Raw genomic sequence first — 11,802 nt, 5'->3', positions numbered from 1 at the left:
CCCGGCTCTACTTGAGATTCATGGTGGTGACGCCATTCAGGCCGACCAGTGCCAACTGGTGGTCGGACACCCCCACCACCCCGGAAAACAGGCTTGGGCGCTGGATGTCGAGTGGCGTGAAAGTGCCCCCTTGATCGCGGCTCATGGCCACCTGCGCGGACTGGCTGACCAGCACCACTCCTCGACCAGACAGGGCAGCACCGGCGACCACCCCGGTAGTTAAATCACTCTTCACCGGGGACCAGGTGTGCCCCTCATCGGCACTGCGGAACACATGGCCGCGCAGCCCATAGGCCAACAGCGCCCCCTGAGCACCGGTGATACCGAACAGGGTGCCCTCGTAACCTGTCTGCAGAGCGCTGAAGCGCCCCGTGCCGGGATCCAGGCTCCAGACATGGCCACGCTCGCCGGTGATGAACAGTCGCCCGCCCACCTCCCCAATGGCGGTCAGGTGCAGCAGGTCGTTGTTGTCGATCCGGGTATTCCAGGGCTGCCAGGTCTTGCCGCCATCGTGGCTGCCGACGATCAGACCGAAGGGGCCGACGGCAAAGCCGTTGCTACCAGACTCGTCGAACCACACACCCATGAAGAACTGGCCGGGTCCTGGCCGGCTCATGGAGAGGATTGCGGACAGGTAGCTTTCGGCTTGCGCAGGCTCCAGGCCCGACTTGTTCTTGAAGTAATCGACAACCAGGGCCTCGAGCTGGCGCCCGTCGAGCTGCTTTGTCCAGGTCTCGCCGCCGTCGCTGCTGTGGAGGATGACTGCGCCGTGGCCGACCGCCCAGCCGTGCTGCTCGTCGGCGAAATGCACCGCATTGAAGTCGACGCTGACCGGGACCTGCGCCTGGCGCCAAGTGCCTGCCTGGTCGTCGGAAAAAATGATCAGCCCGTTGTCGCCGACCGCGATCAGGCGCTTGCCGGTATTGACGATATCCCGCAGGGGCTTCTGCGCGGCCTGGAGCACTGTACTGGCCGGCTGATCAAGGGGATCGACGAAGCTCTTGGCGGTAACGGAGAGAGCGGACAGGGATAATGCCAGTGCCAGCATTGCCCCTGACGCCAGCTTCAGGCCAGTTGAGGTGATACCCGAACTGGCAAAGGCAGTCCTCATTGCACACATGTTGTTCTCCGCAAGATCAAGTCTGCTGTTGTTATTGTTCAGCTTGCTGCTTTGCCCTTTGACCCGGCGACAGCCCGGTCAGGCATGACTTCAGTCTCGGGAAAAACCTGCTGCCCGGCATGCCCCATCTGCAGTAGGCATTGAAAAAAAACGCGTATTGGTCATCCGTGCGCATGGAAAATGGAAAGACCGCCCAGGCGCAGGCCCGCGGTACGGGTAGATACGATGAGCCCGGCCAGACGGCGCACATAAAAAAGCGACACCGGCCGGTGTCGCTAGGGAGGTGACGGGGTGTGGCACCGGATATCGATGCCACCGCGCACTCAACGAATGCCGCTGCCCGCCATGGAATCCGGTGTCATCTTGCTGTTGGGCCAGCGCGGAACACGAACGTAACCAGTACCACCCGCCAGATGCATGGAGCTGCCGTACTGCCCCTTTCCCAGGTCGTAGATGATCATGGGCGTGTTAGGCACAGACTTGGTATTCCAGTCGTAGGTCAGGAGGCCCTGGGCTGAACGCATCATCTTCCCGGCCTGGTCGTAGCCCTCGTAAAGAACGATCGACCAACTGTCCTCATCCACGTAGAACACCTTCTTGCTCTGTGCATGGCGCATTCCCGGCTTCAGCGTCGCCTCTACTACCCAGACACGATGGGGTTCCCAGCGAACCAGATCAGGGTTGGCAAACTGCTTGCCATAGGCCTGCTCGGGCGAGCTATGCATGATGAACTTGTAGTTGTTGTACGGAACCAGCATCTCTTTCTTGCCAACCAGCTTGAAGTCGAAGCGGTCCAGCTGCCCCTCCCACATCCCGAGCTCGTCGAAAAAATACGCCCCGCCGGCCATGGCCATCGGGATGTCGTAGCCGAAGTCCGGAGTCAGGCGCACACGACGCTGCCCTTGGTTGTAGATCCAGTTCTTGTTGCGCCCATCCTTCTTGAAGTTCGTCACCATATAGTTGAGCGACTTTTCACCCACGCTGCGCGGCGGACCGATATAGGTGCTCAGACGGCGCTGAAAGTACTGGGCAGGCTCATCCGGGTGCTCGTGATAAGGCGACTCCGTATAGTTCTCCAACTCATGGGTCATGACGCGATTACCCGACGAGTCGATCAGATAACCCGAGAACGTGGAGCGATATGCCGGTCCGTAGTAGCGCAGATTGTGATTCCAGATCACCTCGGCGCCGCTCTTGGGAATCGGGAACGGATACCCCCCCATGGCACCGTTCAGATCGGAGCCGTCGCTCGTGTTCTGCACGCGGGTGGCGTTTTTGGCGGTGTCTTCCTTCAGCCAATCGGGGAAGTCGACTACCCGATGACTCTTATAGACCTCGACCTTGAAGTCCGGCCAGCGGGAGAGCAGCACCTTGGTGCCCTCGCTGAGCTTGTCCGCATACTGCGCCATGTTGGCCGCACTGATGCTGTACTGCGGTTTTTCGCCGGGAAAGGGATCGGGGTAGATCCCGCCCTCCTGGGGCATGTCCGGCCCCTTCCAGTTCGGCGTCCAGACTGGAATGCTGCCATCGGCACTTCCCGCCCGCTCGGCACCGATACCGGTCAGTTTGTCACCACCGAGCTGCGCGGCTTCTTCGGTGGAAACAGTGGCCAGAGCGGACATCGACAGCGGCAGGGACAACGCAAGTGACAAGGCGATTTGACTGATTTTCATCTTTTTCTCCTCTTTGGGCGCGCCCCACGAGCACGCGCAACCCCTCCCGCCCCGTCGGGGCGCAAGGACCTTACAGACTGGTTTGGAAAGTCAGGGTGATACGACCGCGGTCCGTACTGCCCATCGCACCGAGGCGCTCTTGGGCATCTCCGGCATCCGAATAGAGGAGGCCAACCTTGTACCGCATGTTGATGTCGGCAGTGACGCCGGTCGACCAGGCATACGCGCGCTCCGCAGACCCTGTCGGGACCGGTGAATTGCCATGCAGGCCATAGCCGGCCAAGGTCAGGTTGCCGGTCAGGTCGACGCCGGGCAGTACCTGCAACCAGGTTGGCAGCAGGATCAACGAGAAGCTGCTGGCGTTGCGACTGCCGCAGCCAGGGCCGTCCAGGTCGTCGGCACACTCGTTGAAGACAGATTTATTGTGCGTCACCTTGTCCAGATAGGTGTAGGAGAGCTCCGCAACCACGACCCCGGTGTCGTACAGCGGCAACACGGGCATCGACGCCTGGGTATTGAACAGGGCATGCCAGGTATTGCCGGTCGCACCGTCGAGGCTGCCATTTGGCAGCGGCCCCCCGGTGCTATCCAGCGCAGTGCCACGGCGATAGGAAACCTCTGCCCCCCAGCTGATGTCCTGCCAACTGAAGTTGGTGAAGGCGCCGAAAAGGTCGACACCACGGTTGTACACCTGATGGAAGCGCAGGCCAGTGATTTCACTTGGGTCAACCGCGAAATTGACCGGCCACGGCTGCATCTCATCCAGGTGGCGATACACCAGACCGACGGTGCCGCCGTACCAGTCCGGACTCAGGCTCAACTGCATGCCAAAGTTGCCCTTCTGCTTGTCATCAGGTTCGATGATGTTGCCCTGGTTGATGTAGATATTGCCGAAGCCGGGCACGGCAGCCGCAAAAATCCGGCCATCGTCGCTATACAAAAAGTCTGGTCCGCCCAGGAAGGTACCGCCCTCGCTCTGCCGGTTCGGCTTCCAATCCAGGTGGTAGTAGCCGGACAGGGAGACCGTGTCACTCAGTTGGCTCTGGAAAGACAGCTGCGGCAGCGGCAAAGCCAGCTCCTTCGGCGAAGCTCCGGGGATCTCCGCCCCCTTCTGGAAGTTGGCGGGCTGCTGGCTCCAGGAAATCGCGTCACTGCCATTGACCTGGGATACACCCCAAATCAGCGCGTACTGGCCTGCCTTCACCGACACAGGGATGCTGCCCATATTGAAGGCACCGAACACGAATGCGTCGAGAATCTCGCCAGACGGGCCGTTGTAGTATCGCTGCGCCTGCCGCGAAAGCTTGCCGTCGGCGTTATCGGAGATTCCTTGCAGGTCGGGGTTGCCCTTCAGGTCATGATCGTCGTAAGCGTTGTCGTACCAACCCGTGGCACTGACGCGAACGCCATAATCGTCCTTGTAGATGACGTCCATCTCGGTCAGCACATCGAGGCGCCGCTTCCACATCTCGCCGCTGTGGGTGGAGTACTCAGACTGTTGGTTGTTGGGATCGTCGCCCAGATGCGAGTCGATCGACTCCGCGCGCCACCCAAGCCCAAGACGCAAGTCCGTGGTCCAGTTGATCTGCAGGTCGGGATTGCCGGTATCGATGGATATGGCATGGGCCAAGGGGCTGACCACTGCACCGAGCAACAGCATCGGCGCCAATAGCCTGCGACCACCCTGGGTCGCAGCCTTCTCTGTCTTGTGCATGTTGTGCTCCGCAAGTCCAAGTCTGGTTTTGTTTTTTGTTCAACTTGTCCTGATGACAGCCCTGGCCGGTTCCCCGGGCCGCGACTTCGGAACCAGTTTCAACACAACGACCCAGTGCCAACATCAACCGTTTGCAGTAGCCAATAAAATAAATCCTCCCCTCATGTCTGCATCGTGCTCAACGAATGAGCTCATCTACTGCATACGGTTGATGATTACGTAGAGGCATCGCGATCAACCTATGTGCATCGAAGCAGCGCCACCGAAAACCGGCGGCGGCCTTCGCTCCCCAGAACAGGAAAGCGCCCCCGCTGGCGCGTGACAACGGAGATCGCATGCCATGAATGCATTCATCGAGGACAAGCACTGCGCGGTCCTGGTGGTCGGTTCCGGGGCGGGCGCCCTGCTCGCCGCCAACCGTGCCCATGACCTCGGACTTAAGGTCATCGTCATTGAGAAGAGTGATCGCTACGGCGGTACCTCCGCGTTGTCCGGCGGCGGCATCTGGATCCCCAACAACTCAGGAATCCAGGGGCTGGACAACTACGAACAGGCGCTGACCTACTTCAGGGCCTGCACCAAAGGCCGGGTCCCGGAAGGGAAACTTCGTGCCTATCTCGACTCGGCACCGGAAATGGTCGAGTACATGCGTCAGCAGATCGGGGTGAAGTACAACGCCGTCACCGGCTACGCCGATTACTGTCAGCACCTGCCGGGCGCCTCGGACAACGGCCGCACCATGTTCGTCGAGCCGGTGGATGCCGGAGTGCTGGGAGATGACTTCTTCGCCCTGCGTGAAGCCGACATGGGCGCCAAACTGTTCGGTCGCATCGCTCTGGACTACTACGACGGCCAATTGCTGGGCGCCCGCGCCACGGGCTGGAAACGCAAGATCTTCTCGCTGATCTGGAACTACTGGTCGGACATCGGCTGGCGCCTGAAGACCCGCCGTGACCGACGCGTCACCATGGGCAGCGCCCTCATCGCCGGTCTGCGCATCGGTCTGCAGGAACGCGGGGTTGAGCTGCTGCTCAACACCCGCCTGGAGCATTTCATTGTCGACAATGGTGTCGTCCAGGGAGCGGTCGTCAGCCAGGACTGCAACGAGTACCGCATCCTTGCCAACCAGGCGGTGATCGTCGCATCCGGCGGTTTCGAACAGAGCCAGCCGCTGCGCACCGCCCACCTGCCGGTCCAGACACAGGTGGAGTGGAGCGTGACGCCCATGCACAACAACACCGGCGATGCGCTGATTGCCGGCCAGAACATCGGCGCGGACACCGAGTTCCTCCACGAAGCCTGGTGGGCGCCGACCGTACGCATCCCGGCGGCGGACACGCCGAACGTGAACATGCGCAGCGCGCTTTTCATCGAACGCAGCTATGCCCACAGCCTCTGCGTCAATCGCCTGGGCAGGCGCTTCGCCAACGAGGCCATGTCCTATAACGACTTCGGCCACGCGATGATCAAGGACGGCGCCAGCACCGGCGCAAACACACCCTGCTGGTTCATCTTCGATGCCAACTATCGCAAGAAGAACATCCTCGGCCGGATCATGCCCGGCTCGATCATGCCGGACGCAAGCCTGCCTCCCGAGTGGTGGGACAGTGTGCTCTACCGCGCCGGTTCCATTGGCGAACTGGCCCTCAAGATCGCTATCGATCCCGCCACCCTGGAAAATACAGTGTCGGTCTTCAACGATTACACCAAAACCGGCGTCGACCTCGATTTCAATCGCGGTCACCACAGCTTCGACCGCTTCTACTGCGACCCCCGGCACCAGCCGAATCCGAGCTTGGGCGCGCTCGACCGGGCGCCCTATTACGCGATTCGCGTCGACCTCGGCGACCTCGGCACCAAGGGTGGCCTGAAAGTCGATCGCGACGCCAACGTACTGGACGTCGAAGGTCAGCCGATCCCCGGCCTCTACGCCATCGGCAACGCCTCGGGCGCGGTGACGGCGGACTCCTACCCCGGCGCGGGCGGCACACTCGGCCCTGCGCTCACATTCGGCTACCGCGCGGCCAACCACATTGCCCGCTCCACGCAGCTTGCAGCCGCCACGCCGTCCGTGGCCCGCGTCTAGTACTGCGTTTGCGGCATGACACCCAGGCCGGGGCTCATGAAAAATGAGTCCGGCATGGGCAACAAGTACCAGATACCTCGCAGTCGACCCATTCACGACTCAAAGAAGGAGCCCACCCGTGCTCGCGCTATTCAACGACGAACAGCAGATGTTTGAAAACTCGGCCAAACGCCTGGCGCAGTCCATTGGCATCGCCAACCCGCATGATCTCCAGACCCGCGACGCCCAACGGGACTGGCAGAAACTCACCGAAGTGGGCCTGCTCGGCCTGCGCATGCGTGACAACGGCACTCCACTCGCCTCCGGTGTGGAAGTCATGATCGCCGCCCAGGCCTTGGGCGAAACCCTGGTTCCCCAACCCTTCGCCTCCGCCGTACTGGCCAGCGAGCTGCTCGCCCAGGCAGACGCCCCGTACGAACTGATCGAAGAACTCGCCGCCGGTGAAACCCGCTATGCGCTGCTGCTGGACCGCACTCTGGAGCGTCTGGCCGCCCCCGACGAAGTCGGCTGCATCGCCTGGGATTGCGAAGGCGCCGACTATGCCCTGGGCCTGGCCGATGGCCGCCTCGTGCGTATCAGCCTGCAACAGGGTTTTGCTGCGGGCCACGACCCGGCCGACCTGACTCGCGCCGTATTGCACCTTCGCACTGCGCATGGCGCAGCGCAGGTGCTCGGCCAACCGATAGACGCCGACGCCCTCAAACGCTGGTACGCCCTGGCCCTGACCACCGTGGCGGCGGACATCGTCGGCGCACTCAACGGCGCCCATGCCGGTGCAGTGGCCTACACCAAGGAGCGCGTGCAGTACGGGGCACTGATCGGCAGCTTCCAGGCCATCCAGCACCTGTGCGCGGAAATGCTCGTCCAGGCCCAGGCCGCCCACAGCATTACCTGCTACGCCGCCTGGGCGGTGGACCAACTGGACGCCGACGAGGCACTGCTGGCCGCACGCACCGCCAAGGCCTACGCCTCTTCCGTAGCACTGCCGGTGACCGAAGCGGTGATGCAGGTCTACGGCGGCATCGGCCAGACCTGGGAGCACATCGCCCACGTCTACACCCGCCGCGCCCTGCTCGACGCCCGACTATTCGGCGGCGAGTCCCATCAATTGCAGCAAATCGCCGACGCCCGACTGGGAGCACGCTGAATGGACTACCGAGATACCCCCGAAGAGGCCGGATTCCGCCTCGAACTGCGCGAATGGTTCAAGCACAACACTCCCGCCAACTGGCGCGAAGTCACCGACCCGCAAGGCCTGCGCGCGCTGAGCAAGAGCTGGCACAAGGCACTCTACGCCAGCGGCTACATCGGCCTGAACTGGCCGAAGGAGTACGGTGGCCAGGGGCTGTCCGCAACTTTCGACGCCATTCTCAATGACGAAGCGGGCCGCGCCGATTCCCCTCGCCTGCCGGCGATGGTGAACTACCTTGGGCGGGCGATCTTCACCTACGGTACCGAAGAGCAGAAGCAACACTTTCTGCCCACCCTGCTCAGTGGTGAGGTGCAGTGGTGCCAGGGCTTCAGCGAACCCGGTGCCGGCTCCGACCTGGCCTCGCTGCGCACCCGCGCCGAGCAGGACGGCGACCACTACGTCGTCAACGGCCAGAAAATGTGGACCAGCGGTGCACTGCAGGCCGACTGGTGCCTGCTGCTGGCACGCACCGACAGCAACGCGGCCAAGCACAAGGGCATCTCCTGCCTGCTGACCCCGCTCGATGCACCCGGCCTCACCGTCAAGCCGATCGTATTGCACAGCGGCGAACCGGAAACCGCCGAAGTGTTCTTCGATGATGTGCGCATTCCCGCGAGCCAGCGCATCGGCGCGCCGGGCGACGGCTGGCGCATCGCGATGACGACGGTGTCCTACGAACGTGGCGCTTCGGACACCGGCTCCATTTCAGCACTGCGTCGCCAACTGCGCGAGATCGAACAGATCGCCGCCGAGCGCGGCCTGCTCGCCGATACCAGCACCCGCCATAAGCTGGCGCGCGCCCATGTGGACATCGAAGCGCTGAGCCTGAACGTGGCGCAGCAACTGTCGCTGCGCCTGGCCGGACGCGATCCCGGGCCGGAAGGCTCAGTGGGCAAGCTGCTCTGGTCCAAGGCCGCCCAGTACACCATGCATGTCGCGCTCGACGTACTTGGCGCCGACGCCCTGACCGGCAATGCCCCCCGCTGGCTGGCCGAGTACTTCACCTCGCGCCCGGTCAGCGTCTACGGCGGGTCCTCGCAAATCCAGAAGAACATCCTCGCCCGCATGCTCGACATGCCGCGCTGACCACAAGGAGCCCCATCATGCGCTTGAACAATCGCGTCGCCGTAATCACCGGCGCTTCACAAGGAATCGGTCGCGCCGTGGCCCGCTGCTATGCGGCGCAAGGCGCCAGCGTGGCCATAGTCGACATCAACGTCAGTGGCGGTGAAGAAACCGCCGCGCTGATCCATGCCGAGGGCGGCAAAGCCCTGTTCGTGCGCTGCGACATTGCCAACCAGGTCGACGTCAACGCCGCCGCCGCCATCATCAAGGCCGAGCTCGGTCCCATCGATATCCTGGTGAACAACGCTGGCATCACCCGTCCGGCCATGCTGCACAAGATGACCGGCGCCGAGTGGCACCAGGTGATCGATGTGCACATGCACGGCTCCTTCTACTGGCTGCAGGCGGTGGTCCACGACATGATCGAACGCCAGTGGGGGCGCATCGTCTTCGTCACTTCCTCCACTGCACAGAACGGCTCCATCGGCCAGATCAACTACGCCGCGGCCAAGTCCGCGATGCTCGGCATGGTGCGCACCGCCGCCCGCGAGCTGGGCAAGTACAACATCCTGGTCAATGCCATCGCTCCGGCGGCGGCCACCGAGATGACCAAGACCATCATGAACGACCCGAAATTCGCCGAAGCCCATGCGGCAGCGCTCAAACAGCACCCGCTGCGGCGCTCGGCGGAGCCTGAGGAGATAGCCCCGGCCTTCCTCTATCTCGTCAGCGAAGAGTCCTCCTACGTCACCGGTCAGGTTCTGTCGGTGGATGGCGGCTCGATGATGGTGCGCTAAGCGCGCGAACCGCCACGGAACAGGACAACGACAATGACTCGTATCGACACCGCAGCTCCCGATCTCGATCGCCTGCTGGCACCTCGCTCCATCGCCATGGTTGGCGCCTCCAACAACCTCTACAGCATCGGCGGCCTGCTGTTCGCCAACCTCAAGCGCTCCTTCGGCGGCGCGCTCTACCCGATCCATCCCAAGGACGACAGCGTCCAGGGCAGCCCTGCCTACGCCAGCCTGCACGATGTACCGGGAACCGTGGACCTGGTGGTCATCGCGGTGGCCTGCCAGGCCGTCGAAGGCATCATGGAACAGGCCGTGGCCAAGGGCGTGGGTGGCGTCGCGCTGCTCTCTTCCGGCTTCGCCGAGGCCGGCGCCGAAGGGACCGCCCTGCAGCAGCGCATCGCAGAGCTGGCCAAGGCTGGCGGCGTGCGGGTGATTGGTCCGAACTGCATCGGCTACCTGAACATCGCCGGGGGCGTCATGGCCAACTTCGCCCTGACCCCGGACGAACCTTTGCCGCCGGGTGGCGGTGTGGCGCTGGTTTCCCAGAGCGGTGGCTTTGGCTCCTACCTGACCACCAAGGGACTGCTCACCGGCCTGCGCCTTGGCTGGTTCGTCAGTACCGGCAACGAGCTGGACGTGAACGTCGCGGCCGTTTTGCGCTACCTCGTGGAGCGGCCGGAAGTTCGTGTGCTGCTGGCGTTCAGTGAGACCCTGCGTGACCCGGAGGTATTCATAGAAGCGGCCCGGCGTGCCCAGGCGCTCGACAAGCCACTGGTGGTCCTCAAGGCGGGGCGCTCCGAAGCTGCGGCCAAGGCCGCCATGAGCCACACCGCGTCGGTGGTCGGTGCCGTCGATGTATTCGATGCAGTCTGCCGTCAGTACGGCGTGATCGTGGCTCACAGCCTGGAGGAGATGCTCGATCTGGGCATGATCTTCCAGGACGGTCGCCGGGCGTCCGGCAAACGCCTGGCGATCATGACTGCCTCCGGCGGCACCGGCGTATTGCTGGCCGACGAAGCCAGTCTCAACGGCCTGGATATCCCGACCTTCCCCGAAGCGGAACAGGCACAGATGCTCAGTGTGCTGCATACGCCCTTCTTCGGCAGCGTGGCCAACCCCATCGACACCACCGCAGCGGTGAAGCAGGAGTCTCTTTTCGCACTGCAGAACCTGGTCGCCCAGAGCCCTTCGGTCGACATGCTCACCACGGTCACCTGGGCTCGCGCCACCGAGGCAGCCAGGGAACTGGCCGCGCTCTACCAGCGCACCGACAAACCCATGGCTGTGCTGTCCACCGACCTTGTGGAGCCCTTGAAGCAGGCTGGCGTGCCGACCTACACCGATCCGCAGAGGATCGCCCGCTCGCTCGCCGCCCTGCAGCGTTTCTCCTCGCGACCGTCCCTCGCGGCGGACCACGCCCGGGAACCCGATGCCGAACGTGCCCGGCGCGCGCGACAGCACCTGCAGTTGCCCCAGGGAGAGCAGGTGCTGATGGAGGCCCAGGGTAAGCGCCTGTTCGCCGAGTACGGCATCCCCATCACCCGCGAAGAGTGGGTACACAGCGAGGAAGACGCCATCGCGGCGGCGACGCGCATCGGCGGCAAGGTGGTGCTCAAGGTCATGTCCTATCAGCTGCCGCACAAGTCCGACGTGGGCGCCATCCGCCTCGGTCTGCAGGGGCCGGACGCGGTGCGTGAAGCCTATAGAAATATGCTCGACGAAGTGCGACGCCGGGCGCCCCATGCCGTCCTCGACGGCGTGCTGGTGCAGGAGATGGTACCCGCACGCATGGAACTGACCTGCGGCTTGCAGCGCGACCCGGTGTTCGGCCCCATGGTGGCGGTGGGCCTGGGTGGCGTGCTGATCGAACAGCTGGCGGAAACCACGCTGTTGCGCCCGCCGTTCGGGCTCGATACCGCCCGCGTCGCGCTCGGAAAACTGCTCCAGGGTCGCCTGGTCCAGGGGCGGCGTGGCCTCAGCGCCGAGGAACAGACGCAGATCGCCGCCATCATGATTGGCATCGGCAACCTGGCCCTGGAGCTCGAGGAGGTCAGCGAAATCGACATCAACCCGATCCGGGTCGACGACGGCAAGGTCTTCGCCGCCGACGCTCTGGTGGTGCTGGCCGGGTCATCCGGGCCGGCGCACTGAAGGA

At 63.4% G+C, this 11,802-nt stretch carries 8 protein-coding genes; 5 read left to right on the top strand and 3 right to left on the bottom strand.

Annotation, left to right across the window (positions count from 1 at the left end):
- Nucleotides 1-7 precede the first annotated feature (7 nt).
- The 3 genes from KGA96_RS20045 to KGA96_RS20035 all read right to left on the bottom strand — a co-directional run bounded on the left by KGA96_RS20045 (nt 8) and on the right by KGA96_RS20035 (nt 4,507).
- Complete coding sequence (locus tag KGA96_RS20045) at nt 8-1,120, bottom strand: WD40/YVTN/BNR-like repeat-containing protein (RefSeq protein ID WP_223465072.1); 1,113 nt, start codon at nt 1,118-1,120, stop codon at nt 8-10.
- A 323-nt stretch (nt 1,121-1,443) separates the two neighbouring features.
- Nucleotides 1,444-2,793 carry a DUF1329 domain-containing protein gene (locus tag KGA96_RS20040; protein WP_046038214.1) on the bottom strand — a complete coding sequence of 450 codons (1,350 nt, stop codon included), beginning with the start codon at nt 2,791-2,793 and terminating at the stop codon, nt 1,444-1,446.
- Between the two features lie 70 nt (nt 2,794-2,863).
- The gene (locus KGA96_RS20035; protein WP_046038216.1) at nt 2,864-4,507 is read right to left on the bottom strand and encodes a DUF1302 domain-containing protein; all 1,644 of its coding nucleotides are present in this window, start codon (nt 4,505-4,507) and stop codon (nt 2,864-2,866) included.
- A gap of 340 nt (nt 4,508-4,847) precedes the next feature.
- Here KGA96_RS20035 and KGA96_RS20030 point away from each other — a divergent pair, with 340 nt between their 5' ends.
- The 5 genes from KGA96_RS20030 to KGA96_RS20010 all read left to right on the top strand — a co-directional run bounded on the left by KGA96_RS20030 (nt 4,848) and on the right by KGA96_RS20010 (nt 11,798).
- Entirely contained in the window at nt 4,848-6,593 is a 1,746-nt protein-coding gene (locus tag KGA96_RS20030; protein WP_223465070.1) for an FAD-dependent oxidoreductase, read from the top strand.
- A 118-nt stretch (nt 6,594-6,711) separates the two neighbouring features.
- Complete coding sequence (locus KGA96_RS20025) at nt 6,712-7,740, top strand: acyl-CoA dehydrogenase family protein (protein ID WP_223465069.1); 1,029 nt, start codon at nt 6,712-6,714, stop codon at nt 7,738-7,740.
- Nucleotides 7,741-8,871 carry an acyl-CoA dehydrogenase family protein gene (locus KGA96_RS20020; protein ID WP_223514546.1) on the top strand — a complete coding sequence of 377 codons (1,131 nt, stop codon included), beginning with the start codon at nt 7,741-7,743 and terminating at the stop codon, nt 8,869-8,871.
- A 17-nt stretch (nt 8,872-8,888) separates the two neighbouring features.
- Nucleotides 8,889-9,647: an SDR family NAD(P)-dependent oxidoreductase gene (locus KGA96_RS20015; protein ID WP_223444049.1), complete on the top strand. Its 759-nt coding sequence runs from the start codon at nt 8,889-8,891 to the stop codon at nt 9,645-9,647.
- Nucleotides 9,648-9,680: 33 nt separating this feature from the next.
- Nucleotides 9,681-11,798: an acetate--CoA ligase family protein gene (locus KGA96_RS20010; protein WP_223465067.1), complete on the top strand. Its 2,118-nt coding sequence runs from the start codon at nt 9,681-9,683 to the stop codon at nt 11,796-11,798.
- Nucleotides 11,799-11,802 lie beyond the last annotated feature (4 nt).

The organism is Pseudomonas sp. GL-R-26 (assembly GCF_019947365.1).
In the GTDB taxonomy this organism is placed as follows: domain Bacteria; phylum Pseudomonadota; class Gammaproteobacteria; order Pseudomonadales; family Pseudomonadaceae; genus Aquipseudomonas.
This window is presented reverse-complemented; position numbering and strand designations above follow the sequence as displayed.